The sequence below is a fragment of the Synechococcus sp. M16.1 genome, from assembly GCF_014279895.1.
GTDB lineage: Bacteria > Cyanobacteriota > Cyanobacteriia > PCC-6307 > Cyanobiaceae > Parasynechococcus.
On record NZ_CP047954.1, the window covers coordinates 2,057,947 to 2,083,622 of the forward strand.

Sequence of the window (25,676 nt, forward strand, 5' to 3'; positions counted from 1 at the left end):
TCTTTTTTTGGTTCCTGCATGACCAACTCACCCCGCAGCGTGCGCAGCCAGTGCCCCTACTGCGGCGTGGGTTGTGGTCTGGAGCTTTTGCCTCCTGCCGTGAAGGGTGAGGCCGTGAAACGGGATGCCGAGGGCAACCCGATGTGGACCGCCCGCGGCGACCGCGAACACCCCTCCAGCCTTGGCCAGGTCTGCATCAAGGGCGCCACCGTCGGCGAAACCCTGGCCCCAGGCCGCCTGCGCCAACCGCTGTTCCGCCCGACCCTTGAGGACGACTTCGCGCCGATCAGCTGGGACGACGCCCTCAACAAAATCACCGGCCAGATCCAGGCGAGCGTGGCCCAGCGCGGCAACGCCGATGGCATCGCCATGTACGGCTCCGGTCAGTTCCACACCGAGGATTACTACCTCGCCCAGAAGCTGCTGAAAGGCGCCCTGGGCACCAACAATTTCGACGCCAATTCACGGCTGTGCATGAGCTCAGCGGTGGCGGGCTACACCCGCAGCCTGGGCTCCGATGGTCCCCCCTGCAGCTATGAGGACCTCGACCACTGCACAGTGGCGTTTCTGATCGGCACCAACACGGCCGAATGCCACCCGGTGCTGTTCCAGCGGCTGATGAAGCGAAAACGCAAAAACCCCGGCAGCGTCAAGATCGTGGTGGTGGATCCACGCCGCACCGACACCGCCAAAGCCGCCGATATCCACTTACCGATTGCACCGGGCAGCGACCTGGCCCTGCTGCACGGCATTGCCCACCTGGTGCTGCGCGAAAACGGCCAGGATCCGGCCTTCATCGACGACCACACCGAGAATTACGACGCCTTTTTTGACGTCGCCGCCCGCTGGACCCCCAGACGGGTGGCCCTGTTCTGCAACATCCCCGAAAAACGCCTGCGGGAAGTGGCGGCTCTGTTCCACCGGCGCGAGAAGGTGCTCAGCCTCTGGTCGATGGGGGTGAACCAACGCCGTGAAGGAACGGCCGTGGTGCAGGGGTTGATCAATCTGCATCTGCTCACCGGCCAGATCGGCAAGCAAGGAGCGGGCCCGTTTTCCCTCACCGGCCAACCCAACGCCATGGGCGGACGCGAAGCCGGAGGCCTGGCCCACCTGCTGCCGGGCTACCGCCTGGTGGCCAACGCCGAACACCGCGCCGAAGTGGAGCAGGCCTGGCAGCTGCCGGCAGGACGAATCAACGCCAAGCCCGGTTTGGCAGCCTGGCAGCAGATCGAAGCCATGGACCAGGAGGCGCTGGATCTGTGGTGGGTGGCCGCCACCAACCCCCTGGTGAGCCTCCCGGATCTCGACCGGGTGAAGTCAGCCATGCAGAAATGCCCGCTGGTGGTGGTGAGCGAGGCCTACGCCGACTCGGAAACTTCCCACTACGCCCATCTGCTGTTGCCCGCAGCCCAGTGGAGCGAGAAGGCCGGCGCCATGACCAATTCCGAACGGCGGGTCACCTACTGCCCGGCCTACCGGCGTCGTTTCGGCGAAAGCCGTCCCGACTGGGAGGTGTTTGCCGAGGTAGGCCGGCGCCTGGGTTACAGCGAGCAGTTCAACTTCGAATCAGCAGCTGAGGTGTACGCCGAATTCACGGCTCTCACCCAGGGCAGGCTTTGCGATATGAGCGGCCTCAGCCATGAACTGCTGGAAGGCGAAGGACCGCAGCAATGGCCCTATCCCAGCGGCAGCACCCCCACCACAGACGCCAAACGCCTCTACGAAGACCATCAATTCGCCACCCCCAACAAACGCGCCCGCTTCAGCACCGATCAACCGCTGGGACTGGCGGAACCCCCCTGCGACACCTATCCGCTGGTGCTGACGGTGGGCCGCTACCTGGGCCAGTGGCACACGATGACCCGCACCGGCAAGGTGGAACGGCTGATGAAACAGCATCCCGAGCCGCTGCTGGAGATTCACCCCGGTGACGCGCAGGAGTTGAAACTGCGCAACGGTGAACTGGCGGCGATCAGCTCACGCCGCGGCCACCTCACCGCCACGGTGAAGGTCACCGATCGCATCCGGCGTGGGTCGGTCTTCCTGCCGATGCACTGGGGATTCACCCAGGAGAAGGCCTGCGAAGCCAACACCCTCATGCACGACGAGGCCTGCCCTGTGTCGAAGCAGCCTGAACTCAAGGCCTGCGCGGTGATCGTGGCTCCCGCCGTCTCGGTGGTGAAGCCCGTTGAACAGCAGAAAGGACGTTTGGAGGCCCTGCGCCGGCTGCTCACACCAGCACTTCGCTGAAGGCTGCCTCAAGGTTGTGGTGGTCGTGCCCAGGCCGAACCAACTTGCACAAGGCAAAACGGTCCAGCTCACTGAGTTGGGTCCACTGCTCCAGGGTCAGCGCCACACCCCGCACTGTGGCCGCGTCCTGCACCACAGCGGGCAGCTCCGCCTGCTGTTGCCAGGGGGCACCACTCACCGGTGGCAGATCCTTGGCCATGCCATCGGCCATGGGGCGCGTGCAATCGCGCAGGTGTTGGCGAAGCTGCTCAAGAGCATCAGCCGCATCCGGCCAATCCACCAGGGCTTGACGTTGCTCCTGAGAAAGTTCAAGCCAGTGGTTGAGCTTCAACTTCACCCCACACAGATCCAATTTGCGTCGCACACACAGGGGGATGCAGCGCCAGTTGCCGATGAAATCCTGTTCAAAGGCAAAGCAATGGCTGGCGGAATTACGACAGCTGGACATCAACCAAAGCCTTGATCGGTGTCAATGATGACAACGGAAGACCACGGAAACAGAGATGTTTAACCCGATACAAATGTTGGTCTGTGCGCTTCGCCCTCTCCCTCGGAATGCTGCTGGGAATGTCCCATGGATGGGTCACGGCGGAAGCACTCCAACAGCAGCCCATGCAGGGCTTTGATCCCATAGAAACTGTTAATTCCGCTACACAATTCAACCCGTTTAGTAGTCGTTCACACCAATTTTTTCCATACTGAAGCTCTGTTCAAAGAGTTTCTGCCGTGACCAGCAGCATCTCGTCCGCTTCCGGCCGCAGCCCGATCACCCTGGCCGCCGGCTTCCTGGGTGCCTTCATCGTTGGTTCCCTCGCCGTGCAACTGGTGCGCAGCCAGACGGCTTCCGTTCAGGCCGGTGCCGCTGGCGTGGAGCCGGTGATCGCCGGTCCTGCCGCTCTCTGGGCTCCTTTGGCCGAGCGCGACATCGCCAGTGCCACCGCAGGCGCAACAGCCCAACCCACTGCTGCCATCCAGCCCGCCGTTGAGTCTGTTGTGGGCTCCGAAGCCACCCTCTGGTCTGCCTTCGGCGAGCGCTGATCGCACTGCCCACGTCGCACATCCCACCAGCCGGCCCGCATAAGGTGCCGGCATGGGGATTCAGCGCCGTCACTTCCTCCAGCAAACGGGCGGTCTGGCCTTGGCCGCCCTGATCCAAGCGCGCCCCGTTGAGGCAGCAGAGGAGGGGTTCTGCAGCCCGAATGATCCACTCGAGGCCCTGATGGAGGGGAACCGCCGATTTGCCGAGGCCTGGCGCCAGGGCAAACAAGACAACGGAACGACACCCCGAACGGCGGGCGCTAACCCGCGCTGCTTCAACTCCCCCAGGGCGTTGGCCACCAGCCAACATCCCTGGGCCACCGTGCTCACCTGCTCAGATTCACGGGTGTCGCCGAGCTGGGTGTTCGACACCACGCCTGGCGAGCTGTTCGTGATCCGCAACGCCGGCAACACCGCCTTCACCGAAGCCATTGCCTCGGTTGAATACAGCGTCAGCGTTCTCAAGACGCCACTGTTGATGGTGATGGGACACAGTGGCTGCGGAGCCGTGACGGCGGCGATGGACACCAACCCGCTGACCCCCTCCCTGGACCGACTGATCCAACCCATCCGGGAGAACATCAACGGCAGCAGCGATCTCGAGGACGCCGTGAAGCGCAACGCCCTCGCCAGCGCCTCCACCTTGATTCAACGCAGCGCCGTTCTGGCTGAGGCCAAAGCCAGCGGTGCGCTGAAACTGGTGGTGGGTTGTTTCCAACTCAGCAGCGGTGTTGTGAGCTTGATCGAATGACGCAAGACCTGAGTCACCTGAACCAGCAAGGCGAGGTTCACATGGTGGACGTGGGGGACCGGCCGACCACCCACCGCGAAGCCCATGCCCGTGGCGCCATTCGCATGGACGCCTCAACCCTCGGCCTGATCCAGCGGGGCGAGACACCGAAAGGAGATCTGCTGGCGGTCGCCCGGGTGGCAGCGATCCAGGCCGCCAAACGCACCTGGGAGCTGATTCCCCTGTGCCATCCGCTGCCACTCAGTGGCATGGATGTGTCGATCGACGCCGACGCCTCCCTGCCTGGCCTGGTGGTCCACTGCCGTTGCCGCACCACAGGTCAGACCGGGGTGGAAATGGAAGCGATGACGGCCGTATCCGTGGGGCTGCTGACCCTTTACGACATGCTCAAGGCGGTTGATCCAGCCATGACGATCGAGGCGATCCAGCTGGAGTTCAAGGAAGGAGGGAGGAACGGTGTCTGGAAACGCTGAGCCCTACGGACGCGAAGGGCTACCTCTGGAAGAGGCACGTCGACGGGTTCTTGCGGCGCTTCAGCCGATCACAGCCAGCAACACAGTGCCGCTGCAGCAGGCCCTCAGCAGGGTGAGCGCTGCGGATGTGCTGGCCAGCGCGGCCGTTCCGGGATTCCGGGCTTCGATCATGGACGGCTACGCCCTGGGGCAGAGCCACCAGCCCAAACCTGGGGACACCTGGCAGCTGAAGGGACGCTCCGCCGCCGGCCAGCCCTTCAACAGAACCCTGGCCAGCGGCGATGCGATCCGCATCCTCACCGGCGCTCCACTGCCGGACGGTGCCGGCTGGGTGCTGCCCCAGGAGCTGATCAGCGTGGACGGCACCAGCGTCCAGCTGGTGAAAGAGGCGTCGGATCGTCCCTGGATTCGCCCCGAGGATGAGGAATGCCGAGCGGGGGACCTGCTGCTGGCAGCTGGAGAGCGCCTCGGTGCCGCCGATCTCGCACGCCTCGCCGGCTGCGGCATCGCCGACCTAACCGTTGCGCAGCAACCCCGCATCGGGCTGCTGATCAGCGGGGACGAGCTGGTGCCACCCGGAACAGCGCGGCAACCCGGTGCCATCTGGGAGAGCAACGGCACGCTTCTGGAGACGATGCTCCGGGCCCTCGGGCAATCGGTGACCCAGCGACGGGTGGTGGCCGATCAACCCGACGCCCTGCGCCAGGCCCTGCTGGATCTGGCCCATGACTGCGACGTGGTGGTGAGCACCGGCGGCGTCTCCGCTGGCGACACCGATTGGATCCGACCACTGGTGGCGGAGCTGGGTGCCGTGGACTTCTGGAAACTGTTCCTACGCCCGGGGCGCCCCTTCGCCTTCGGCAGCATCGGTGAGGGCGTGCCGTTTTTCGGACTGCCGGGCAATCCCGTAGCAGCGGCGGTCACCGCCCTGCAACTGCTCTGGCCCGCCCTGCAGGTTCTGGAGGGCCAGAGCGAACCGGAACTGTTCCCCCGGGTGATGGTGGAACTGGCCGACCCGTTGTCCCGCCGACCGGGACGGCCGGAATTGGCTCGGGCCCGCCTCGACACCAACGCCGCAGGAACGCTGCTGGCACGGGTGGATGGCTCGCAGGCCTCGTCCAGGATCGGTTCCCTGCAACAGGCCGATCTGCTGCTGGAACTGCCAGCGGAAGCCGGCCCGCTCGAAAGCGGCACCCGTCTCTGGGCCCAGGTGATTCGTCAGCGGATTTTCTGAGCCGGATCAGGCTGAAACCAGCGGCGCTCCCAGGCCATGAGCTGGCCGGATGAATCGAAATGGATGCTGATCTGCTGAAACAGGGCAACGCCGAGACGGCCACCGATCTCGAGGCTGAAGGGCGCACTGGGGAGCTCACTGGGCACCGAAAACACCAAGCCGTCGGGCATCACCGCTGAGCAGTCGTTATGCAACAGCTGGCTTGGATCGAACACCAGCGGAGCGGCGTCCTCCACCTGGCCGTTCACCCCCGCCTGCGGCTTGAGCATCTGCCGCTCGCCACTCCATCCCTGCACCGGCGCCAGCAAGGCCTCGGGTGTCCCGCATGCGGGACGGTCGGGTTCGGGATCGGTGCCGTTCATGCAACGGAAACCCACCGCCCCAACACGCTGCAAACGCCAGCAGCCGTCAAGCGGTTCCCAGAGCAGCACCAGCATCGAGCGGGAGCGACCGCAGAACAGGTTGATCTCATGGCCGAAGCGGGGACGCTCGGCATCCAACCCCCGGCTGGACTGACCGCCCGCCCCGGGGAACTGCCAGCAGCCTCCGCCGGCGTTGTAGGTGGCCCGGCTGATGGGATAGGTGGCCTTACCCCCGGGGGCAAAGGCCAGACCCGATCCATCCCACACCCCGTGGTCGTCATCGGAAAAGGAAATCGCGTAGGTCGTGGGGTCGATCCGACGGGTCGGATGCTGCAGATCCAGCCGACCGCTGCCGTCCCGCTCAAACCAAGAACCACACCCCTGCCAATGGCCCGCGAAATTGCGGCGGTTGAGGGTCCATTGATCAGTCATGTCCGTGACGGCATGGAACGGTCGATCTCCTTAGGGTCGCCCGAGCAGCCATCCCCGCCATGGACCTGACGATCGTTGGCTGCGGCTACGTGGGGCTCGCTCTGGCGGAGCGGCTGCAACCAAGACGCCCCCAGCTGAAGCTGACGCTGACCACCACCAGCAGCGAACGGCTGGAGCAACTCCGCCCCCTCGCTGATCGGGTGGAGCTCTGCGACGCCACAGACCCCGTGCAATTGCGGAACGCCCTGCGGCAGAGCAGCAGCGCCGTGTTCTGCCTCGGGCCAAAGGGAGATCGCCAGGTGGATGCCAACGGCTACCGCCGCACCTTCGTCGACAGCTTCCATTGCCTGACGTCGCTGTTGCCACAACTGCCGAAACTGCGGCAGATCGTCTACACGGGCAGTTGCTCGGTGTACGGCGATGCCGCGGGGGACTGGGTGGATGAACAAACGCCACCCGCGCCAGGCCGCGGCCATGGCGATGTTCTGCTGGAAAGCGAACAACTGCTCAGCGGCATCACCGGCCGGCGAGTGTGCATCCTGCGCCTCGGGGCGCTCTATGGCCCTGGCCGCGATCTCGACCGACGCCTGCGCGGGCTCGCCGGACTGGAACGCCCTGGCAGCGGCTCTACCTACAGCAACTGGCTGCATGTGGCGGATGCTGCCGGTGCCCTGGAAGCAGCTCTCGATGCTGAATGGGCAGGCCTGGTGAATGTGGTCAACGACGAACCGATTCGGCTGCGGGACCTGGTGGGGCGCAGCCTGCAGCGCCAGGGCCTGGCCCCGGTGCGCTGGCTTGGGCAGGACGAACCGGGCTCAGGGGGCCGACGGATCCGCAACAACCGGCTCAAACAGCTGGGCTACCAGCTGCAGCACCCACGCCTTGATCAGAGTGGCGTGTTGGCGTCCAGCCAGGTGCCCTGACCAGCGCACCACTCCCGCTTCCAGAACGGGGCCTGGTGCTTGAGTTGCTCCAACAAGGCGGCCGAGCAGCGCTGCGCCGCCCCACGACGATCGGCCTGCACCGCCACCAGCACGATCGGCTCACCGGGGGCGAGCTTGCCCACCCGATGCAGCACCAGAATCGGCCCCGTCCGGTGCTCCTGCTGCAGGCGCTGCGCCATGGCCGTGATCTGACGTTCGCAAAGGCCGGGGAAGTGCTCCAGCTCAAGTGCCTCCAGAGGCCGGCCATCCATCGTGGAGGGACGCACCCGACCCATGAAGATCGCCGCGGCCGCGGCATCCCCGCTCCAAAGCGCCAGTTGCTGCCAAGGATCAAAGGGATCCGGGCACACCTCCACACGGCAATCGGTCACGCTTCACCCCCCCGTGAACGGTGGAAGAAAGGCAAGCTCATCACCGGCCTGCAACGGCTGATCGGCACCGACCAACTCCTGGTTCACCGCAATTCTGATGCCCTCCAGCGGACCAAGATCCAACTGATTCCAGACCTCACGAGCCGTCGAGACGCCTGGTGTGAAGGGAAGGGAACGATCGGCCCAACCGGCGCGTTCTCGCAGGGAAGCGAACAGCAGCACCTTCAGCACCACGTCCATGGCAGCTGGAGTGGTTCTAGCGTCCGAGGGCTCCGCCGCTGTGCCATGGGCCTCTCCATCGCCCTGCTCACCATCTCCGACACACGCACCCTGGCGGACGACAGCAGCGGAGATCAGCTGCAGCGCAGCCTTGAAGACGCGGGGCATCGCCTTCAGGAGCGACAACTCTGCCCGGATGATCGCTATCAAATCCGCCGTGAACTGAGCCGCTGGATCGCCGATCCTGCGGTTGATGTGGTGATCACCAGCGGCGGAACCGGGCTCACCGGCCGCGATGGCACCCCCGAAGCGGTGGCACCGCTGCTGGACAAAACCATCGAAGGATTCGGTGAACTGTTCCGTGTGCTCTCCTTCGAGAGCATTGGCACCAGCACCCTGCAAAGCCGCTGCCTTGCCGGCGTGGCCAACGGCACATTCGTGTTTGTACTGCCGGGATCTCTGGATGCGGTGACCACCGCTTGGAACCGGCTCATCCGGGCTCAACTCGATGCCGACACCCGACCGTGCAACCTGGCCCAGCTCAGGACTCGGTTGAAGGAATAGAGCGGAATCGAGCGGAGCAGTTCAGAACGGAATCGGCATCGTGACCGCTGCCGGTGTGGGCATGCAGGCTTCAACCTGCTGATCAATCACCTCACCCACCACAACGATCGAGGGTGACTTGAAGGCTTCGGCTCGGCATTGATCGGCAACGTCTACCAGCGTGGCTTTGAGGCAGCGTTGCCCCGCCACCGTGCCCTGCTGGATCACCGCTACTGGGGTTGTCACGGCCAAACCCCCCGCCATCAGCTCCTCTGCGATCCGAGGCAGGTTGTGCAGCCCCATGTAGATCACCAATCCGTCACTGGCCGCAGCCAGGGCACGCCAATCCACGGAAGGACGGCGCTTGTCGATTTCCTCGTGACCGGTGACGAAGGTCACCGATGACCCCGCCCGCCGGTGGGTGACGGGAATTCCGGCGTAGGCCGGGGCGGCAATGCCAGCGGTGACACCAGGCACCACCTGAACAGGAATGTTCCGCTCCGCCAGGTAAGCAGCTTCTTCCCCTCCACGACCAAACAGGAAGGGATCACCCCCCTTCAGGCGCACCACGGTGCTGTGCTTCTGGGCCATTTCAACCAGCACGGCATTGGTGCTGGGTTGGGGCACCGAATGATGTCCGCGACGCTTGCCGACAAAACGGCGTTCGCAGGTTGCCGGCACAAGATCCAGCACTTCCTCGGGCACCAGCGAGTCGTACACCAGGGCATCGCACTTGCTCAGCAGCCGATGCGCCTTCAGCGTGAGCAACTCAGGATCGCCGGGACCGGCTCCCACCAGATAAACGGTTCCGGTTTGTTCAGCGGTGGTCACGGCAGAGAAACAAGCAGATCGATCAAGGCCTGACGGGTGGGGGAATGCTCCAGCAGAGGAGGTAATCCACCAGCTTCGCTCAACGCATCCGTCATGCGGTTTGGAGCGAGGGTTAATGGAAGTGGCCTGGCCCTGGGGTGGCGCTGCTGGAACTCGGGCCAGGCATCAAAGGGAACCAACGGCAAAGCAAGGCGAGACGCCAGCATCGCGAGGAAGCGATCCGCCACCCCCGGGCGCAAGGGGTGGTGCACCAGCACGGCATCAGCGCGCTCAGACGACGGAAGTGCTGAGAGCACAGCGTTCCACCACGTGGTCCAAGAGCCCAGAAAGGGCAGCAGACGCACACTGGCTCCGGCACCACGAAGCCTGTTGCGAATCGCCGGCACATCCGTGCGAGCGTGCGCCCCAGGCAGCAGCAGCAACGGAACGATCCAAGAGGATTGGGGAAGCGCGGATACGGGTTGTTCAGCCGTCAGCACCTCCAACTGCACGGGCGCTGAGCGCCGCTGAGACAGAAGGTCCGGCAGAGAGGCCAAACACTCTGGAACAACACCGCCACTGCGGCCATGCACCACCAGATGCAACCCTTGCCGCCCCCCATCGGAAGCGTCATTCCGTAGCAATGGCCACGGATTGATGACCATGCCGGCTGATGTCATCGGGTTGTTGTGAACGTTGGATGAGCCATGGCGCCCCGCCGTCGTTTTGATCGTGCCCCATTGGACAGCCGCTCCTACCGGGAGCCGCTGGACGGACGGATTGAGCGGTACGACTTCCGAGACGACCGGTACGACGCCCGGGACGACCGGTACGACGTCCGAGACGACAGGTACAGCCGGGGATACGACCCCAGGGAGGCTCGTTACGACCGGCATGACCGGTACGACCGAAGCTTCGACCGCCCCACCGGACCCTCCGAACTGGACCAAGACTTCGCTGCGATGAAGCGGGTTTGGCAGATGCTCCGGGCCGGAGCGGTGCGCATGGTTGGCGAAATTGGACGCCAATACTGAGGCCAAAGCAGGTTGCCTTTTACGGCCTCACGGGAACCACCAGATGTAGCCGGCATTACAAATCAGGCAGAACAAACCCCTGGGATTGATCAACACCAAAAGTGTTTTCTTTGTTACGGACCAGGGTCGCCGTCGCAGTGTTTATTCAGTCAACCCAACGCTCCCCTTCGTTTTGAAGCGTTGCCGGTCTTCGGGCCATCTCGATTGATTCGCGCCTCGTCTTTGAGCAATCAATCCGCCCAATCGTTATTCGACTTATGACCATTAGCTCTCCCTCCAGGCCTTACCTGGATGGCAAGAAGCTCAACAAGATCGAGCAGAACAAGGCGGCCAAAGATGGCCTGTTGGTCGGCAGCGAGATTGAAAAATTCGCCGAGCTTGGCTGGGAGCAGGTGGATGAAACCGACCTTCAGTTGCGTTTGAAGTGGTACGGCATGTTCTGGCGTCCGAAAACGCCAGGCAAATTCATGTTGCGCCTGCGGGTTCCAAATGGCGTGCTGACGGCCGATCAGCTGCGAGTGGTTGGTTCCATCGTTGAGCGCTACGGCGAAAACGGCAGCTGCGACATCACCACCCGTCAGAACCTGCAATTGCGTGGTGTCCTGCTGGGCGACCTGCCGGAAATCCTCAAGCGGCTGAAGGAAGCCGGCCTCAGCACAATCCAATCCGGCTTCGACAACCCCCGCAACGTCACCGGCAACCCCATCGCCGGCATTGATCCCAACGAGATCGTCGACACGCGGCCTTACACCACCGAGCTTCAGAACTTCCTCACCAACAACTGCCAGGGCAACCCGGAGTATTCGAACCTGCCCCGCAAGTGGAACACCGCCGTTGCCGGTGCAAAGGACAATTTCCTGCTCCACAACGACATCGTTTTCCACCCCGTGGAACGGGATGGGGTGATGGGATTTGGCGTCTGGATCGGCGGTGTTCTGTCATCGCAAATGAACGCCTATGCCGTTCCCCTCAACGCCTGGGTGAAGCCAGAGGAAATCTGCAAGATGACCGATGCCGTGATCCGGCTCTGGCGTGACAACGGTGAGCGCGACAAGCGCCCCAAAGGCCGCTTCCGGCTCTACCTGGATCAAGTGGGTCATGACGTTTTCCGCAGCCAGGTGGAAGAACTCTTCGGTCCGTTGACCCCAGACCCGGGCTCTGTGTTCAACACCACGCCCCGCTCCCACTACGGCTTCCATCCTCAGAAACAGGAAGGGCTCTCCTACGCCGGACTGCACGTTCCGGTGGGTCGTCTGACCGCTCAGGATCTGCAGGATCTGGCAACCGCAAGCCTCAACTACGGCAGTGGCGAGGTGCGTCTTACCGAAGATCAGAACGTCATCCTCGTTGGACTTCCCGACGAGAAGCTCGAGGCCCTAAAGGCAGACGCCCTGGTGCAACGCTTCCCGCTGGAGCCCGGTCACATCTCCGCAGGAACGGTGTCCTGCACCGGCAACACCTACTGCGGTTTCGCCCTCACCAACACCAAAGACCAAGCCCTCGAAGCAGCCAAGGAACTCGACCAAGAGCTCAATCTTCCTGAAGAGCTGAAGATCCACTGGACCGGCTGCCCCAACACCTGCGGCCAGGCCTACATGGGTGCCATCGGCCTCACCGGCACCAAGGCCAAAAACAGTGAAGGCGTGATGGGAGAGGGCTACACGATGACCATCGGTGGTTCCCAAGGCGCCAACCCAAGCATCGGCGAAATCCACCGCAAGGCGATCCCGGCCGATGAGATCAAGACCGCTCTCAAAGAGGTGTTGATCGAAAAGTTCGGGGCCACCCCGAAGGCGTGATCGCTGCTTTGGCCGTGACGCTTCCTTTTGAAGTCACGGCTCCCCGCATCGACCACTCCCCCTCACCGTCATGGCCAACCGCAACGACGTGTTCTCTCGTTTCGTCAACTGGCTCAGCGCCAGTGGTCGCGACGGAGCCGCCATCAACCGTCAGGGCGGCAGCCCTGATCTGTTCTCCCGCCTGATGAACCGCATCAGCGGTTGACATCAAAACCTTCGTCCAACTCTCAATCTCATCTGATGGACTACGTCCTACCCAATGAGCTTGTCGACGGCATGATTGCCGCCGGCGGCAAAAAATCAACGGTCAGCGTGAAGAACCTGCTGATCCGTGGCTTTTACTCCGGGGCCATCCTTGGCCTGGCAGTGATCCTGGCCCTCACCGTGGGCATCACCGTCAAAGCCCCCTTCGTGGGCTCGCTGCTGTTCCCCTTCGGCTTCGCCAGCATCGTGCTGTTCGGCATGGAGCTGGTGACCGGCAACTTCGCCCTGCTGCCGATGGCCACCTGGGCCGGCAAGAGCACCTGGGGTGCCACCTTCCGCAACTGGGTCTGGGTGTGGATCGGCAACTGGATCGGCACCGCCGTTGTGGCCGTGATCATGGCCATCAGCCTCACCAGCGGCACCATGGATGGCGCTGCTGACAACGTCGGCCCGCCGATCTGGGATCTCGTGGCCCAGAAAATCATGGCCCTCAATCAAATCAACGTTGAGAAGAAGTACGAGGCCCTGGGAAGCATGGGCTTCTTCCTCGCCTTCCTGCGCGGACTCGTGGCCAACTGGTTGGTTTGCCTGGGCGTGACCATGGCTCTGGTGAGCAAGAGCGTTCCCGGCAAGATCCTGGCCTGCTGGCTTCCGATCACCGCCTTCCAATCGATGGGCATGGAGCACATCGTGGTGAACCAGTTCCTCCACACCGCTGGCCCGATCCTCGGTTCAGGCGTCCCCTTCACCAAGGTGATCTTCTGGAACTTCCTGCCTGTCACCCTCGGCAACATCGTGGGCGGCATGGTGTTCATCGGCATGCTCTTCTACAGCACCCATCGCACTCCGATGGATAACGTGCTGCCCACCGAGCACGATGAAAAGCTGGAGCGTGAGCTCGCTGCTGAACTGGGTGCCCGCTGATCCATCCATGAACGACGAAGCCGTTCTCTGGGAACGGCTCGCCCGATCTCGACGCGCTCCTTTGGAGCCCGCTTGGCTGGGGGAGGTCTACTCCCCCAGCCTTTCTGTTGATCTGCGGCGAGCCCTCTGCGAAAAACTGGGGATGCAGGCCGAGCGCGGCTGGCCCGTGATCCAAGACCTCCTCGCTAATCACGGGGTTCTGCCCGATTTGGTGATGGCGGCAGGGCTCTGCCACCAGAGCGAAGCCCGCGATTGGTTGTTGGCTCAACTCGAGCAAACCTCAGACGATGAGGACGCCAACCTGATGGTGGTTCAGGCTCTCGCCTGCTGGGGTGCCGAAGTTCCCGAATCGGTGGTGGTGAATTGCCTGCATCACCCGGGCCAACTGCACCGACTTGCCGGCCTGCAACTGCTCAGCTTCCGATCCCATTGCCTCGACGACGGTGAACTGCTGCAGTTCTGCCAAGAGGTTTTGAATGATTTTCGCGATCCAGTTGTTGTGGCCGCCATTCGGGTTCTGCAACGCCGCGATGGCGTTTTGATCAGCGAAAAGCTGGCAGAGCTTTGTGGCAACGGTTCCCTGCCGGTTGCCGAGGCCGCCTTCCGCGCACTCGGTTGCATCGCCACACCTGCCAGTCAGCGCTGCCTGCTGGAGTTGAGCCAGGAGCTGAATGACGACGTTCGGCGGAAAATGGCCAGCACCCAACTGAGCCAACAATTCCGCCAATAAAAAAGCCCCGCGATTGCGGGGCTTGATGTCTTCAATCAAGACACTTGGTTGTTCACCACTTTTTGTAAGGCAGGAACTTGCCGCACATGGTGATTTTGACGCGATCACCTTTGGGATCCTCCACCTTGTCGACATCGAGTGTGAAGTCGATCGCGCTCATGATGCCGTCACCAAAATGCTCCTGGATCACATCCTTCAGGGGCATGCCATAGACCTGCATGATCTCGTAGAAGCGATAGATCAAGGGATCAGTGGGGATCACCGGATCGAGGCTTCCCTTGGTGGGGAACTCCTGCAAAGCGGCGGTGATGGCTGGGTCAAGGGAGAGCAGCTCAGCCAGCTTTTCAGCCTCTTCTTTTGAAGCTGTGGCCTGTCCATAGAACAGGGAAGCAATCCAGACCTCATCGAGGCCCAGGGCTGCTTCCAGATCAGCAAAGCTCATGCCCTTGGCCTTCTTAGCAGCCATCAAGGTGGCGGTGACGGTCTCCTGGGAAGGAGCTGCCAACGACGGGGTCGAGGGAACAGCTGAAACAGTCATGATTGAACGAAAAATTGTTATAGCCGCTTCAAAAACAGCGTTCCAAGCTGGAACGTCTCAGCAGCAGAGAAACTGTTGCGCAAACGCTGACTGAACAATGAAGCATCAACTACAAAACAACAGCCTGTTTTGAAGCAACAAGCACAGCCGACAGGCTCTTGATCGGGGAAATTTGTTTTACAGAAGAAATTTGCAATGAGCCAATTCTTCCAATCGATGGCTACCCTGCTGCAGGCGCAATTCCTTGCACCAACCACTGCTCCCCAACTGATGCTGGAGCGGCTCTATTACGCCGAAGGACGCCACCACCCGCAGCACCCACGCCATGGCAGCTTCGAGGGGCTATCCCGGCTGAGCAGGCCCTGAGGTTTCGTAGCAATTGCTACCCCTGCCGGGTCAGTCGCTCCTGAAGACTGACACCAGCTTGAGGCCGGACCTTTGACGAGCGCAGTTCTCTCCGGCCGCGACCGCTTCAAGCAGCACCTGCGCAAGGTGGGAAGCGGTGAACACACCAGCAAAGGCATGAGTCGCGAGGAAGCGGCTGATGCCATGGAGCTGATGCTGCAGGGCGAAGCGACGCCCGCACAGATCGGCGCCTTCCTGATTGCCCATCGCATCCGACGGCCCGAACCTCAGGAACTCACTGGGATGCTCGACACCTACCGAGCCCGCGGCCCGGTGCTGCAATCCACTGCTGGCAGTCGAGCACCGTTGTGTTTCGGCATGCCCTACGACGGGCGCACGCGCACAGCGCCGATTTACCCGCTCACCGCGTTGGTGCTGCTGGCCTGTGGTCAGCCGGTGGTTCTGCAGGGCGGTGAGCGGATGCCGATCAAATACGGCGTCACCGCTGTTGATCTGTTCCGCCTTCTCGATCTCAACCTCACAGGTCTGCCGATCAGCGCCGTTGCAGACGGGTTCCAGCAGAACGGCTTCGCCCTGATTCACCAGCCGGATCATTTCCCCATCGCGGAAACCCTGATCGGCTACCGCGAAGAACTGGGCAAGCGTCCCCCGGTTGCCAGCCTGGAACTGCTCTGGACACCCCACCAAGGCGACCACCTCCTTGTGAGTGGCTTTGTCCACCCACCAACAGAAGCCCGCGCCTGGGAAGCCCTCAAGCAAGCCGGCGAAACCGATGTTCTCACCGTGAAGGGGTTGGAAGGAGGCACCGACCTGCCCATCGGTCGAGCCTGCATCACGGCCCGGGTGCGGAACGGCAAAGCGGAGCGATTGATCCTGCACCCCCGTGACCATGGCTGTCACGACGCCGACGTGGAATGGGCTGACGACACCACCTGGGCTGAGCAGGCACGAAACGCCCTTCAGAACAAAGGCCCTCTCTGCGACGCCCTGCGCTGGAACGCCGGCGCCTATCTGTGGTTCGCCGGCTGCAGTGATTCCCTGGAACAGGGCATTCAGCGGGCAGCGTCCGTTCTGGAGACGGGCCAGGCCCAAGCCCAGCTTGATCAACTCTGCGCTTGGCGAAGCAGCTTGGCCATCCGATAGCGCTCGAACGGAACGCCTCCAATCAGGATCGTCTCCGGCGCTTCCACACACCAGCCCCGTCTCTCCAGCAACGGTCGGCTGAACTGGCTGGCCTCCGTTCGTAATTGTTGAACGCCGGATGCCAGCGCATCCGCCTCAATCCGGTTCAGGAGGGCACTGCCATGCCCCCGCCTCGAGGCACAACCACGGCAGTAAAGCAACGAGAGACGATCTTCCGGATGGCGGATCGCAAAGGCCGAACCATCGGTGGTGAGCCATCCCGAGCCCTCCCGAAAACTCGCATCAAGCACGCCGGGCAACCAAGCCAAGGCCGCCCAAGCCCTGACTTGTTCATCTGAATAAAGGAGAGGAGCCTGAGATTCGATCGCATCGGCATAGATCTCCCGCAACAGCGGTTGATCCTCCGGAGCGATCGGACGCAAAGCCATGGAGCCGCCTGTGGGAATGTGAGTCTCTCCTGCGTGGCGGCAAGCTTGCAGCGTCTTCGGATTCCCACACTGCTCAGCGCGTTTCTCACGCTGCTCAACGACCGGCTCAGCGAAAGCATTGTTTTTCCGCTGTTGCCCTTTCTGCTGGCCCAGTTCGCCCCAGACGGACGAACCCTGGGACTGTTGGCGGGAAGCTATGCCCTGGCGCAGTTCCTGGTCACGCCCTTGATCGGAGCGCTCAGTGATCGCTACGGCCGCCGCCCCGTGATCAGCATCTGCGTCGCAGGATCCGTCGTGGGGCTCGGCCTGTTTGCCGTGACGGTTTCACTGCCTTGGCCAAGCCAAAGCCTGCTGCCCCTGCTGTTGCTGTTCGCAGCACGGATCATTGACGGCATCAGTGGCGGTACGGCAGCAACAGCCAGCGCCGTACTCGCCGACATCACTCCTCCGGAGAAGCGAGCCCGTGCCTTCGGCTTGATCGGCGTGGCCTTTGGCTTGGGGTTCATCCTTGGCCCCTTCGTTGGCGGGCAACTGGCCCGGGTGGCCGTGTCCCTTCCCGTTTGGGTGGCCACAGGCTTCGCTGCACTCAACCTCTTGGTGGTGCTCAATCTGCTGCCGGAAACCCATCCCCAGGAGTCCCGCAAAAGTCTGCCCAGAAAACGCGACCTCAATCCGTTTGCACGGCTGAGCCAGGTGCTGATGAACCCCAGCGTGGGGCGACTGTGCGGAGCTTTTTTCCTCTTCTTCCTGGCCTTCAACGGCTTCACCGCCATCCTGGTGCTCTATTTCAAGCAGCGCTTCGGCTGGGGCCCTGAGCTCGCCACCACTGCCTTCCTGGTGGTGGGGGTGGTCGCCACCGTGGTGCAAGGGGGGCTGATCGGGCCGCTGGTGAAACGGTTCGGCGAATGGCGTCTGACCTTGCTGGGCCTGGGCCTTGTGATCATTGGATGCCTGCTGATCCCCAGCGTCGGCGCATCCGATCGGGCCGGTGCCATCTTCACCGCCGTCGGCATCCTGGCCCTGGGCACCGGCTTGGTGACACCAAGCCTGCGCAGCCTGGTGTCACGGCGCCTGGGTCGGGAGGGGCAAGGCAGCGCCCTCGGCAGCCTTCAAGCCCTGCAGAGTTTGGGCAGTTTCCTCGGCCCTCCCCTGGCGGGATTCAGCTACGACCTGCTTGGTCCAGTGAGCCCGTTTGCGGCTGCGGCAACCATGCTGGTGATCGTGATCGGCCTGGTGGCCGGCAGCCCTCTGCCGGACATCTCCGACACACAACCAAGCCAGTCCTGATTGCTACGTTTCGGCTAACGACACCAGCGCCGAGCCGTTCAGCCCATGTGCGCAGCAGCCTTAGCCCCGGAGCACTACATCAACCGGGAGCTGAGCTGGATCGCCTTCAACGAAAGGGTGCTGGCCCAGGCCCTGGATCCGCGCACACCTCTGCTCGATCAAGCCAAGTTCAGCGCCATCTTCAGCAACAACCTCGACGAATTCTTCATGGTTCGCGTGGCGTCACTGAAGTCTCAGGTGGAGGCGGGCGTCAGCAAGCCAAGTGAGGATGGCAAATCACCCTTGGAGCAGCTTCTGGCGATCCGGGAACGGCTGATTCCCCTGCTGCGAGAGCAACAGGTGCATTACCGCCAGCACCTGAGGCCGAAGCTGCTGGAACACAAGGTTGAGCTGCTCGATTACAGACAGCTGAACGACGACCAACGACAGTGGGTTGACGACACCTTCCAGACCTCGGTGTTTCCGGTGCTCACACCGCTGGCTGTGGACCCCGCCCATCCGTTCCCCTTCGTCAGCAACCTGAGCCTCAACGTTGCGGCCGTGGTTGTTGATCCGGAAACAGGGCAACGGCAATTTGCCCGGGTGAAAGTTCCCCAGAAAAATCTGCCTCGCTTCATCGCCATCCCCTCGAATCTGAGCGGCCAGGAGCACAAACCCGTTCACACCGCCATCGCCCTCGAGCAGGTGATCGCCTTCAACCTGAAGGAGCTGTTCCCTGGCATGACGATCGAGGGGCACTACTTCTTCCGCGTGACGCGGGATGCGGATCTGGAACTGAGGGATCTGGAAGCCGATGACCTGATGCTGGCCCTGGAACAAGGACTGCGAAAGCGGCGCATGGGCGGTGAGGTGGTGCGTCTCGAGGTGCCCAACGAAATGCCTCAGGACGTGGTGGAGATGCTGATGACAGGACTCAGCGTTGAAGAGGAAGACCTCTATGTGATCGATGGCCCCCTGGGCCTGGACGACCTGCTCAGCCTCACCGCACTACCGCTGCCGAAACTCAAGAGCCAAAGCCACGGAGGCCAGACACCGACGGTGCTAGCCCGCAGTCAGCAACACCTGCTGGACGAGGGAGCAATCAAGCCGGATGAGTTCAGATCGATCTTCTCGGTGATTCGCCGTCAGGACATCCTTCTGCACCATCCCTATGACCTCTTCTCGACAACCGTCGAAGAGTTCATCAACCAGGCAGCGGACGATCCCCAGGTGATGGGCATCAAGATGACGCTCTACCGCACCTCCAAAGACTCGCCGATCATCGCGGCACTGATCCGTGCCGCCGAAAACGGCAAGCAGGTGATGGCACTGGTGGAATTGAAAGCACGATTTGACGAAGACAACAACATCCAATGGGCCCGGCACCTGGAGCAATCCGGAGTGCATGTGGTCTACGGGGTGCTGGGGCTGAAAACCCACACCAAGATTGTTCTGGTGGTGCGCAAGGAGAAAGACAAGCTGCAGAGCTATGCGCACATCGGCACGGGCAACTACAACTCCAAAACCTCCAAGCTCTACACCGACCTGGGCCTGCTCACAGCCAACCAGGAACTGGGTCAAGACCTGGTGGAACTGTTCAATTACCTCACCGGTTTTTCCAAGCAGCAAAGTTTTCGTCGCCTGCTCGTAGCCCCCGTCACCCTGCGGAAAGGCATGGAGCTGTTGATCCGCCGCGAAATTGAACATGCTCAGCAGGGCCGAGAGGCCGTGATCCGAGCCAAGATGAATTCCCTGGTGGACCCAACGATCATTGCGCTTCTTTATGAAGCCTCCCAAGCCGGAGTGACGATCGAATTGATCATTCGTGGCATGTGCAGCCTCTATCCCGGTTGTGAAGGACTGAGTGAAAACATTCGTGTGATCAGCATCATCGGCCCATTCCTGGAACACTCGAGAATCTTTTCCTTCGCCAACGGCGGCTCACCGGAGGTGTACATCGGCAGTGCCGACTGGATGAGCCGCAACCTCGACCGCCGCATTGAAGCAGTCACACCGATCGAAGACCCCGAGCATCGCCAGAAACTGGAACGCCTGCTGCAGCTTTACTTGAATGACAACCAGGCCGCCTGGGACATGCAGAGCGACGGCACATTTGTGCAGCGCAAACCCGAAAACGACACCTCGAAACGCAATTCCCAGATTCAATTGATCAAGGAATGGAGCAACGGCATCCAATCCTTGTGATTCTTTTGGTTTTCAAAGGAATTGCGTCTGTGACGTCCGATACAACATTCCTTCAAAAACAAACTTGAAGCCGCCACGATCACAGCCAAATCAGTTGTTTTGAAAGCCCAAAGATTCAGCTCCTGAAATTCTTTCGATTCGAAACAGTCAGCACTGTTGCCTGGTGCTAAGTTCAGCCCAAATTCATTCAGGAGACCAGGGTGATGGGGATCCCTCTGGAATCTTCCGGCACGACAAAACAGTCGTCCCGGAAGGAACCTGCGTTGCCGTCCACCGGACGTCGACCATCGACTCGACAAGGAGGGCGGCTTGCCACCGACTCCATCGGTTTTTATCTGAGCAGCATCGGACGTATCCCCTTGCTGACGGCAGCTGAAGAAATCGAACTTGCACACCATGTGCAAGCGATGAAGCAACTTCAGGAGTTACCGGAAGAGGAGCTGACCTCCCGGCATCGCCACAAGATCCGCATGGGCAAACGGGCCCGCGACAGGATGATGGCCGCCAACCTCCGCCTCGTGGTGAGCGTGGCGAAGAAATATCAGAACCAGGGCCTAGAGCTGCTCGATCTGGTTCAAGAAGGTGCCATCGGCCTGGAGCGAGCGGTCGACAAGTTCGACCCCGCCATGGGCTACAAATTTTCCACCTATGCCTACTGGTGGATTCGCCAAGGCATGACGCGGGCCATCGACAACAGCGCCCGCACCATTCGCCTGCCGATCCACATCAGCGAAAAGCTCTCCAAGATGCGACGCATCTCCCGGGAGCTGTCCCACCGCTTCGGTCGTCAACCGAATCGGCTTGAGTTGGCGAGTGCCATGGGCATCGAGCCCCGGGAACTGGAGGATCTGATCTCCCAGAGCGCACCTTGTGCATCCCTCGATGCCCATGCCCGTGGCGAGGAAGATCGCAGCACCCTGGGTGAACTGATCCCGGATCCCAACGGTGAAGAACCGATGGAGGGGATGGATCGCAGCATCCAGAAGGAACATCTGGGGGGCTGGCTCTCGCAGTTGAACGAGCGCGAACAGAAAATTCTGAAGTTGCGGTTCGGTCTTGGTGGTGAAGAGCCTCTGACCCTTGCCGAGATCGGTCGTCAGATCAATGTGTCGCGTGAGCGCGTCCGACAGCTGGAGGCCAAAGCGATTCTCAAGCTGCGCGCCATGACCAACCACCAACAAGCCGCCTAAGCCACTTGCTTCCCATCACCGGACCCATCGCCATCCTGCTCTGGATGGCGATGGTGGTAGCAGGCGCCGTGTTGTGCCGCCGGCTTCGGCCGAACCAACGGGAACTGAGCCGAAAAATTGTGCACATCGGAACCGGAGCCGTGGTTCCTTTGGCCTGGTTCTTTGAAATTCCCTTCGTTGTTGCCCTGCCTGTTGCGGCGGTGATCACGGTTGTGACGACGATCAACCACCAATGGCGCTTCATCCCCGCCGTTGAGGATGTTGATCGCAACAGCTACGGCACCATCGCCTACGGCATCGCAATCACAACGCTGCTTCTGCTGTTCTGGCCAACCCGAGCCGATGCGGTGTCAGCCGGGGTTCTGGTGATGGCCTTAGGGGATGGCCTTGCAGGGTTGATCGGTCGCAACGTCGCGTCCCCGAAGTGGGTTCTGTTTGGCCAGACCAAATCAAGCGTCGGCACGATGACCATGGCCGTTGTCTCAGGCCTGGTGCTGATCGGCCTGGCGCGATGGTCGGGGGCTGACCTATCCCTGCCAGCAGCCTTTGGCATGGTGGCCATGGCAACCGGTTTGGAACAGCTCAGCTGGAGCGGTCTGGACAACCTCAGCGTTCCCCTCAGCGTGGGGGTGCTGTGGAGTCAGCTGGTGGTTTGAACCAAGGCGTTGATGCTCAGGCGGTAACCGTCTGTTTGCGACTGGCCACGGCCGCGGCCAGATCCTCCAACAGGGTTTCGGTGGTCTCGAGGCTGATGCAGGCATCCGTGACGCTCTGGCCATAGGTCAGCTGCGTCAGGTCGGCGTTGAGCTTCTGGTTGCCTTCCACCAGATGGCTCTCGATCATCACGCCCATCACGTGATTGGAGCCCCCCCGCAACTGCTCGGCAACGCTGGCCAGCACCTCCGCCTGTCGGCGGAAGTCTTTGTTGCTGTTGGCATGGCTGCAATCCACCATCAGACGATCCTGCAGACCGGCTTTGCTCAACTCGGCTGCGGACTCCTGCACAGCTTCCAAGTGGTAATTGCTGCCCTGGCTACCGCCGCGCAGCACGAGATGGCCGTAGGGATTGCCCGTGGTGCTGACGATCGAGGCATGACCATCGCGATTGATGCCGAGGAAGTGATGCGGCTTCGCTGCCGCCTGCATGGCATTGATCGCGATGGTGGCGCTGCCGTTGGTGCTGTTCTTGTAGCCGATCGGCATCGACAACCCTGAGGCCATTTCGCGGTGGGTCTGACTTTCCGTCGTCCTGGCACCGATCGCGGTCCAGCTGATCAAATCAGCGATGTACTGAGGAACAACGGGATCGAGCAGTTCCGTTGCAGCAGGCATCCCCTCCCGGGCGAGATCCAACAGCAGTCCCCGGGCCCGCCGCAGGCCGGTGTTGATGTCGTAGGAGTCGTCGAGATGGGGGTCATTGATCAGTCCCTTCCAACCAACCGTGGTGCGCGGCTTCTCGAAATACACCCGCATCACCACCTCGAGCTGATCCTTCAAGCGCTCGCGGATCGGAGCCAGGCGCTGGGCATACTCCCGGGCAGCCTTGACGTCGTGAACAGAGCAGGGGCCCACCACCACCAGCAAACGCTGATCACGGCCACTGAGGATCTCTTGAATGCGCCGGCGGGCTGACGCCACGGTTTCGAGTGCCGCCGCGTCCATGGGCAGCTCCTGATGCAACACAGCAGGGGCCACCAAAGGACGTGTCTCCACCACATGCAAATCGGAGGTGGTGGCCATGACTGGACGCGAGACTCCGACCAAGGCTACGCACCCCGCTCACTGGCAACAGACACGGTCCGGAAGAATGGTGGTCATCCCTGAACAGAGATCTCCATGCTGAGCGCTTACCGCGAGCTGGCCGCCGCCCGGGAAGCCCAGGGCGTTCCCGCTCTTCCGCTCAACGCCGAGCAGACCCAGGGACTGACCGAATTGCTGCAGAACCCTCCCGCCGGCGAGGAGGAGTTCCTGCTGCACCTGCTCAGCGAGCGGATCCCACCGGGTGTGGATGAAGCGGCTTACGTGAAGGCCACCTGGCTGAGTGCCGTGGCTCAGGGAGACGCCAAGAGCCCCCTGGTGTCACCACTGGAGGCCACCCGGCTGCTGGGAACGATGGTGGGGGGATACAACGTCGCCGCCCTGATCGAGCTGCTGAAGCACTCCGACCCTGCACTGGCTGGCTGTGCTGCTGAGGGACTCAGCCGAACGCTGCTCGTCTACGACGCCTTCAACGAAGTGATGGATCTGGCGGCGGACAACCGCTTCGCCAAGCAAGTTGTGGACAGCTGGGCCGCAGCCGAGTGGTTCACCGCCAAGCCCGAACTGGCCAAGAGCATCACCGTGACGGTCTTCAAGGTTGAAGGCGAAACCAACACGGACGATCTGTCGCCGGCCACCCACGCCACCACCCGGCCGGACATCCCCGTCCATGCCCTGGCGATGCTCGAGACCCGCGATCCGGAGGGACTGAAAACCATCGCAAGCCTCAAAGAGAAAGGCCATCCCGTGGCCTACGTCGGTGATGTGGTGGGAACCGGCAGCTCCCGCAAGAGCGCCATCAATTCGGTGCTCTGGCACACCGGCAATGACATTCCCCATGTGCCCAACAAACGGGCCGGCGGCGTGATCCTTGGCGGCAAGATCGCCCCGATCTTTTTCAACACCGCTGAAGACTCCGGTGCCCTGCCGATCGAATGCGATGTCACCGACCTGAACACTGGTGATGTGATCACCATTCGCCCCCACGCCGGCACGATCGAACGGGACGGCAAGGTTGTGAGTCGGTTCGAGCTGAAGCCCACCACCATCAGCGACGAGGTGCGGGCCGGCGGTCGCATCCCCCTGATGATCGGTCGCGCCCTCACCGACAAGGTGCGCGCCAAGCTTGGCCTCACCCCTTCGGATCTGTTCATCCGCCCCTCAGCCCCGGCAGACACCGGCAAGGGCTTCACCTTGGCGCAGAAGATGGTGGGCAAGGCCTGCGGTCTTGCAGGCGTCCGACCCGGCACCAGCTGCGAACCGCTGATGACCACCGTCGGCTCCCAGGACACCACCGGCCCGATGACGCGGGACGAAATGAAGGAACTGGCCTGCCTGGGCTTCTCCTCCGACCTGGTGATGCAGAGCTTCTGCCATACCGCCGCTTATCCGAAGCCGGTGGATCTGCAGACCCAGAACGAACTGCCCGACTTCTTCGCCCAGCGTGGTGGCGTGGCCCTTCGGCCCGGTGACGGCATCATCCACAGCTGGCTGAACCGGATGCTTCTGCCCGACACCGTCGGCACCGGCGGCGACAGCCACACCCGCTTCCCCCTCGGCATTTCCTTCCCAGGCGGCTCTGGGGTGGTGGCCTTTGCAGCCGCCATCGGCGCCATGCCACTGGACATGCCTGAATCGGTGCTGGTGCGCTTCAGCGGGTCCCTGCAACCGGGCGTCACGCTCCGGGACGTGGTGAACGCCATCCCCTGGGTGGCCATTCAGCGGGGACTGCTCACCGTTGAAAAGGCCAACAAGAAGAACCTGTTCAACGGCCGGATCATGGAGATCGAAGGTCTGCCCGACCTGAAGCTGGAACAGGCCTTCGAACTCACCGATGCCAGCGCCGAACGCTCCTGCGCCGGCTGCACGATCAAGCTCTCCGAAGACACGGTGAGCGAATACCTGCGCAGCAACGTGGCGCTGCTGAAGAACATGATTGCCCGCGGCTACAGCGACGCCCGCACCCTGGCCCGCCGGATCAAGGAGATGGAGGCCTGGCTGGCAAATCCCCAGCTGATGAGTGCTGACACAGACGCGGAGTACGCGGAAGTGCTGGAGATCAACCTCGACGAGCTCACCGAACCGGTGGTGGCCTGCCCCAACGATCCCGACAACGTGAAGCTGCTCAGCGAGGTGGCTGGTGACCCTGTGCAGGAGGTGTTCATCGGCTCCTGCATGACCAACATCGGCCACTACCGCGCCGCGGCCAAGGTGCTGGAAGGCGCCGGCCAGAACACGGCGCGCCTGTGGGTCTGTCCCCCAACGCGGATGGACGAAGAGACCCTCAAAGAGGAGGGCTACTACGCCACCTTCGAGGCCGCCGGGTCCCGCATGGAGATGCCGGGTTGCTCCCTCTGCATGGGCAACCAAGCCCGCGTGGAGGACAACACCACCGTGTTCTCCACCAGCACCCGCAACTTCAACAACCGCCTGGGCAAGGGTGCTCAGGTGTACCTGGGCAGTGCCGAACTGGCCGCCGTCTGCGCCCAGCTGGGACGCATTCCCACCCCGGAGGAATACCGCAGAATTGCGGCCGAGAAGATCGATCCCCTCTCCGACGAGCTCTACCGCTACCTGAACTTCGATCAGATCAGCGGCTTTGAAGACCAGGGGCGCGTGGTCAGTGCTGACGACGAAGCAACCGTTCTGGCTCAGGCCTGATTC

28 protein-coding genes are annotated in these 25,676 nt (G+C 62.3%); 19 read left to right on the plus strand and 9 right to left on the minus strand.

Features of this window, described 5'->3' with window-relative positions:
- The first annotated feature begins 18 nt into the window (after nt 1–18).
- Entirely contained in the window at nt 19–2,250 is a 2,232-nt protein-coding gene (locus SynM161_RS11685) for a nitrate reductase (RefSeq protein ID WP_186541550.1), read from the plus strand.
- On the opposite strand, the gene SynM161_RS11690 is transcribed toward SynM161_RS11685, so the two are convergent.
- Nucleotides 2,231–2,698: a nitrate reductase associated protein gene (locus tag SynM161_RS11690; RefSeq protein WP_186541551.1), complete on the minus strand. Its 468-nt coding sequence runs from the start codon at nt 2,696–2,698 to the stop codon at nt 2,231–2,233. The two genes, SynM161_RS11685 and SynM161_RS11690, sit on opposite strands and share 20 nt — an antisense overlap.
- 278 nt (nt 2,699–2,976) lie before the next feature.
- On the opposite strand from SynM161_RS11690, the gene SynM161_RS11695 reads away from it, so the two are divergent.
- From SynM161_RS11695 to SynM161_RS11710, 4 genes are read left to right on the plus strand one after another with little or no spacing between them, the layout of a single operon-like run.
- Nucleotides 2,977–3,288, plus strand: a complete 312-nt coding sequence (locus SynM161_RS11695; RefSeq protein WP_186541552.1) for a hypothetical protein — start codon at nt 2,977–2,979, stop codon at nt 3,286–3,288.
- A 52-nt stretch (nt 3,289–3,340) separates the two neighbouring features.
- On the plus strand, nt 3,341–4,039 hold the full coding sequence (locus SynM161_RS11700) for a carbonic anhydrase (RefSeq protein ID WP_186541553.1): 699 nt from the start codon (nt 3,341–3,343) through the stop codon (nt 4,037–4,039).
- A complete protein-coding gene (gene moaC, locus SynM161_RS11705) occupies nt 4,036–4,512 on the plus strand; it encodes a cyclic pyranopterin monophosphate synthase MoaC (RefSeq protein WP_115131388.1) in 477 nt (158 codons plus the stop codon). Before SynM161_RS11700 ends, moaC begins: the two co-directional genes overlap by 4 nt.
- On the plus strand, nt 4,496–5,746 hold the full coding sequence (locus tag SynM161_RS11710; protein WP_186541554.1) for a molybdopterin molybdotransferase MoeA: 1,251 nt from the start codon (nt 4,496–4,498) through the stop codon (nt 5,744–5,746). The genes moaC and SynM161_RS11710 overlap by 17 nt, the downstream gene beginning before the upstream one ends.
- Here the strand turns inward: SynM161_RS11710 and SynM161_RS11715 are convergent.
- Nucleotides 5,731–6,540, minus strand: coding sequence for a hypothetical protein (locus SynM161_RS11715; protein ID WP_186541555.1), 810 nt, complete (start codon nt 6,538–6,540; stop codon nt 5,731–5,733). The genes SynM161_RS11710 and SynM161_RS11715 overlap by 16 nt on opposite strands.
- Nucleotides 6,541–6,599: 59 nt before the next feature.
- On the opposite strand from SynM161_RS11715, the gene SynM161_RS11720 reads away from it, so the two are divergent.
- Nucleotides 6,600–7,463: an NAD-dependent epimerase/dehydratase family protein gene (locus SynM161_RS11720; protein WP_186541556.1), complete on the plus strand. Its 864-nt coding sequence runs from the start codon at nt 6,600–6,602 to the stop codon at nt 7,461–7,463.
- On the opposite strand, the gene SynM161_RS11725 is transcribed toward SynM161_RS11720, so the two are convergent.
- Both SynM161_RS11725 and SynM161_RS11730 read right to left on the minus strand, forming a co-directional pair.
- Complete coding sequence (locus tag SynM161_RS11725) at nt 7,427–7,855, minus strand: molybdenum cofactor biosynthesis protein MoaE (protein WP_114988774.1); 429 nt, start codon at nt 7,853–7,855, stop codon at nt 7,427–7,429. The two genes, SynM161_RS11720 and SynM161_RS11725, sit on opposite strands and share 37 nt — an antisense overlap.
- Nucleotides 7,856–7,858: 3 nt before the next feature.
- Complete coding sequence (locus tag SynM161_RS11730; RefSeq protein WP_186541557.1) at nt 7,859–8,095, minus strand: MoaD/ThiS family protein; 237 nt, start codon at nt 8,093–8,095, stop codon at nt 7,859–7,861.
- A 45-nt stretch (nt 8,096–8,140) separates the two neighbouring features.
- On the opposite strand from SynM161_RS11730, the gene moaB reads away from it, so the two are divergent.
- Nucleotides 8,141–8,638, plus strand: coding sequence for a molybdenum cofactor biosynthesis protein B (gene moaB, locus SynM161_RS11735; RefSeq protein WP_186541558.1), 498 nt, complete (start codon nt 8,141–8,143; stop codon nt 8,636–8,638).
- Between the two features lie 21 nt (nt 8,639–8,659).
- Here moaB and cobA read toward each other — a convergent pair whose 3' ends face one another.
- Together cobA and SynM161_RS11745 are read right to left on the minus strand one after the other, a co-directional pair.
- On the minus strand, nt 8,660–9,448 hold the full coding sequence (cobA, locus tag SynM161_RS11740; RefSeq protein ID WP_186541559.1) for a uroporphyrinogen-III C-methyltransferase: 789 nt from the start codon (nt 9,446–9,448) through the stop codon (nt 8,660–8,662).
- Nucleotides 9,445–10,092, minus strand: coding sequence for a DNA mismatch repair protein MutS (locus tag SynM161_RS11745; RefSeq protein ID WP_255441805.1), 648 nt, complete (start codon nt 10,090–10,092; stop codon nt 9,445–9,447). The genes cobA and SynM161_RS11745 overlap by 4 nt, the downstream gene beginning before the upstream one ends.
- Nucleotides 10,093–10,134: 42 nt before the next feature.
- Here SynM161_RS11745 and SynM161_RS11750 point away from each other — a divergent pair, with 42 nt between their 5' ends.
- The 5 genes from SynM161_RS11750 (at nt 10,135) to SynM161_RS11770 (ending at nt 14,118) form a co-directional block, all read left to right on the plus strand.
- Complete coding sequence (locus tag SynM161_RS11750) at nt 10,135–10,461, plus strand: hypothetical protein (protein WP_186542694.1); 327 nt, start codon at nt 10,135–10,137, stop codon at nt 10,459–10,461.
- Between the two features lie 257 nt (nt 10,462–10,718).
- Nucleotides 10,719–12,260, plus strand: coding sequence for a ferredoxin--nitrite reductase (locus tag SynM161_RS11755; RefSeq protein WP_186541561.1), 1,542 nt, complete (start codon nt 10,719–10,721; stop codon nt 12,258–12,260).
- Between the two features lie 70 nt (nt 12,261–12,330).
- Complete coding sequence (locus tag SynM161_RS11760; RefSeq protein WP_006851080.1) at nt 12,331–12,465, plus strand: hypothetical protein; 135 nt, start codon at nt 12,331–12,333, stop codon at nt 12,463–12,465.
- A 35-nt stretch (nt 12,466–12,500) separates the two neighbouring features.
- Complete coding sequence (locus SynM161_RS11765) at nt 12,501–13,388, plus strand: formate/nitrite transporter family protein (protein ID WP_186541562.1); 888 nt, start codon at nt 12,501–12,503, stop codon at nt 13,386–13,388.
- A 7-nt stretch (nt 13,389–13,395) separates the two neighbouring features.
- A complete protein-coding gene (locus SynM161_RS11770) occupies nt 13,396–14,118 on the plus strand; it encodes a HEAT repeat domain-containing protein (protein ID WP_186542682.1) in 723 nt (240 codons plus the stop codon).
- Between the two features lie 52 nt (nt 14,119–14,170).
- On the opposite strand, the gene cynS is transcribed toward SynM161_RS11770, so the two are convergent.
- Nucleotides 14,171–14,623 carry a cyanase gene (cynS, locus tag SynM161_RS11775; RefSeq protein WP_006850708.1) on the minus strand — a complete coding sequence of 151 codons (453 nt, stop codon included), beginning with the start codon at nt 14,621–14,623 and terminating at the stop codon, nt 14,171–14,173.
- Between the two features lie 228 nt (nt 14,624–14,851).
- Here cynS and SynM161_RS11780 point away from each other — a divergent pair, with 228 nt between their 5' ends.
- Nucleotides 14,852–15,022 carry a cyanate hydratase gene (locus tag SynM161_RS11780; RefSeq protein ID WP_186541564.1) on the plus strand — a complete coding sequence of 57 codons (171 nt, stop codon included), beginning with the start codon at nt 14,852–14,854 and terminating at the stop codon, nt 15,020–15,022.
- A 72-nt stretch (nt 15,023–15,094) separates the two neighbouring features.
- Nucleotides 15,095–16,165, plus strand: coding sequence for an anthranilate phosphoribosyltransferase family protein (locus SynM161_RS11785; RefSeq protein WP_186541565.1), 1,071 nt, complete (start codon nt 15,095–15,097; stop codon nt 16,163–16,165).
- On the opposite strand, the gene SynM161_RS11790 is transcribed toward SynM161_RS11785, so the two are convergent.
- Nucleotides 16,126–16,593 carry a GNAT family N-acetyltransferase gene (locus tag SynM161_RS11790; protein WP_186541566.1) on the minus strand — a complete coding sequence of 156 codons (468 nt, stop codon included), beginning with the start codon at nt 16,591–16,593 and terminating at the stop codon, nt 16,126–16,128. The genes SynM161_RS11785 and SynM161_RS11790 overlap by 40 nt on opposite strands.
- 18 nt (nt 16,594–16,611) lie before the next feature.
- Between SynM161_RS11790 and SynM161_RS11795 the strand changes: the two genes are divergently transcribed.
- The 4 genes from SynM161_RS11795 to SynM161_RS11810 all read left to right on the plus strand — a co-directional run bounded on the left by SynM161_RS11795 (nt 16,612) and on the right by SynM161_RS11810 (nt 21,910).
- Complete coding sequence (locus tag SynM161_RS11795) at nt 16,612–17,880, plus strand: MFS transporter (RefSeq protein ID WP_255441807.1); 1,269 nt, start codon at nt 16,612–16,614, stop codon at nt 17,878–17,880.
- 45 nt (nt 17,881–17,925) lie between these two features.
- On the plus strand, nt 17,926–20,064 hold the full coding sequence (ppk1, locus tag SynM161_RS11800) for a polyphosphate kinase 1 (protein WP_186541567.1): 2,139 nt from the start codon (nt 17,926–17,928) through the stop codon (nt 20,062–20,064).
- A gap of 203 nt (nt 20,065–20,267) precedes the next feature.
- Nucleotides 20,268–21,254, plus strand: coding sequence for an RpoD/SigA family RNA polymerase sigma factor (locus SynM161_RS11805; RefSeq protein WP_115009753.1), 987 nt, complete (start codon nt 20,268–20,270; stop codon nt 21,252–21,254).
- Between the two features lie 5 nt (nt 21,255–21,259).
- Entirely contained in the window at nt 21,260–21,910 is a 651-nt protein-coding gene (locus SynM161_RS11810) for a diacylglycerol/polyprenol kinase family protein (RefSeq protein ID WP_255441808.1), read from the plus strand.
- 16 nt (nt 21,911–21,926) lie between these two features.
- Here SynM161_RS11810 and SynM161_RS11815 read toward each other — a convergent pair whose 3' ends face one another.
- The gene (locus tag SynM161_RS11815) at nt 21,927–22,994 is read right to left on the minus strand and encodes a 3-deoxy-7-phosphoheptulonate synthase (RefSeq protein WP_114988790.1); all 1,068 of its coding nucleotides are present in this window, start codon (nt 22,992–22,994) and stop codon (nt 21,927–21,929) included.
- 96 nt (nt 22,995–23,090) lie between these two features.
- Here SynM161_RS11815 and acnB point away from each other — a divergent pair, with 96 nt between their 5' ends.
- Nucleotides 23,091–25,673, plus strand: coding sequence for a bifunctional aconitate hydratase 2/2-methylisocitrate dehydratase (gene acnB / locus SynM161_RS11820; RefSeq protein ID WP_186541568.1), 2,583 nt, complete (start codon nt 23,091–23,093; stop codon nt 25,671–25,673).
- The last annotated feature ends 3 nt before the right edge of the window (nt 25,674–25,676 follow it).

Excerpts from the sequence above, each read along its gene's own strand:
- SynM161_RS11685 (WP_186541550.1), top strand. The coding sequence starts at position 19 with ATGACCAACTCACCCCGCAGCGTGCGCAGCCAGTGCCCCTACTGCGGC.
- SynM161_RS11690 (WP_186541551.1), bottom strand. The coding sequence starts at position 2,698 with ATGTCCAGCTGTCGTAATTCCGCCAGCCATTGCTTTGCCTTTGAACAG.
- SynM161_RS11700 (WP_186541553.1), top strand. The coding sequence starts at position 3,341 with ATGGGGATTCAGCGCCGTCACTTCCTCCAGCAAACGGGCGGTCTGGCC.
- moaC (WP_115131388.1), top strand. The coding sequence starts at position 4,036 with ATGACGCAAGACCTGAGTCACCTGAACCAGCAAGGCGAGGTTCACATG.
- SynM161_RS11715 (WP_186541555.1), bottom strand. The coding sequence starts at position 6,540 with ATGACTGATCAATGGACCCTCAACCGCCGCAATTTCGCGGGCCATTGG.
- SynM161_RS11720 (WP_186541556.1), top strand. The coding sequence starts at position 6,600 with ATGGACCTGACGATCGTTGGCTGCGGCTACGTGGGGCTCGCTCTGGCG.
- SynM161_RS11730 (WP_186541557.1), bottom strand. The coding sequence starts at position 8,095 with ATGGACGTGGTGCTGAAGGTGCTGCTGTTCGCTTCCCTGCGAGAACGC.
- moaB (WP_186541558.1), top strand. The coding sequence starts at position 8,141 with ATGGGCCTCTCCATCGCCCTGCTCACCATCTCCGACACACGCACCCTG.
- SynM161_RS11745 (WP_255441805.1), bottom strand. The coding sequence starts at position 10,092 with ATGGTCATCAATCCGTGGCCATTGCTACGGAATGACGCTTCCGATGGG.
- SynM161_RS11750 (WP_186542694.1), top strand. The coding sequence starts at position 10,135 with ATGGCGCCCCGCCGTCGTTTTGATCGTGCCCCATTGGACAGCCGCTCC.
- SynM161_RS11755 (WP_186541561.1), top strand. The coding sequence starts at position 10,719 with ATGACCATTAGCTCTCCCTCCAGGCCTTACCTGGATGGCAAGAAGCTC.
- SynM161_RS11760 (WP_006851080.1), top strand. The coding sequence starts at position 12,331 with ATGGCCAACCGCAACGACGTGTTCTCTCGTTTCGTCAACTGGCTCAGC.
- SynM161_RS11765 (WP_186541562.1), top strand. The coding sequence starts at position 12,501 with ATGGACTACGTCCTACCCAATGAGCTTGTCGACGGCATGATTGCCGCC.
- SynM161_RS11770 (WP_186542682.1), top strand. The coding sequence starts at position 13,396 with ATGAACGACGAAGCCGTTCTCTGGGAACGGCTCGCCCGATCTCGACGC.
- SynM161_RS11780 (WP_186541564.1), top strand. The coding sequence starts at position 14,852 with ATGAGCCAATTCTTCCAATCGATGGCTACCCTGCTGCAGGCGCAATTC.
- SynM161_RS11790 (WP_186541566.1), bottom strand. The coding sequence starts at position 16,593 with ATGGCTTTGCGTCCGATCGCTCCGGAGGATCAACCGCTGTTGCGGGAG.
- ppk1 (WP_186541567.1), top strand. The coding sequence starts at position 17,926 with ATGTGCGCAGCAGCCTTAGCCCCGGAGCACTACATCAACCGGGAGCTG.
- SynM161_RS11805 (WP_115009753.1), top strand. The coding sequence starts at position 20,268 with ATGGGGATCCCTCTGGAATCTTCCGGCACGACAAAACAGTCGTCCCGG.
- SynM161_RS11815 (WP_114988790.1), bottom strand. The coding sequence starts at position 22,994 with ATGGCCACCACCTCCGATTTGCATGTGGTGGAGACACGTCCTTTGGTG.
- acnB (WP_186541568.1), top strand. The coding sequence starts at position 23,091 with ATGCTGAGCGCTTACCGCGAGCTGGCCGCCGCCCGGGAAGCCCAGGGC.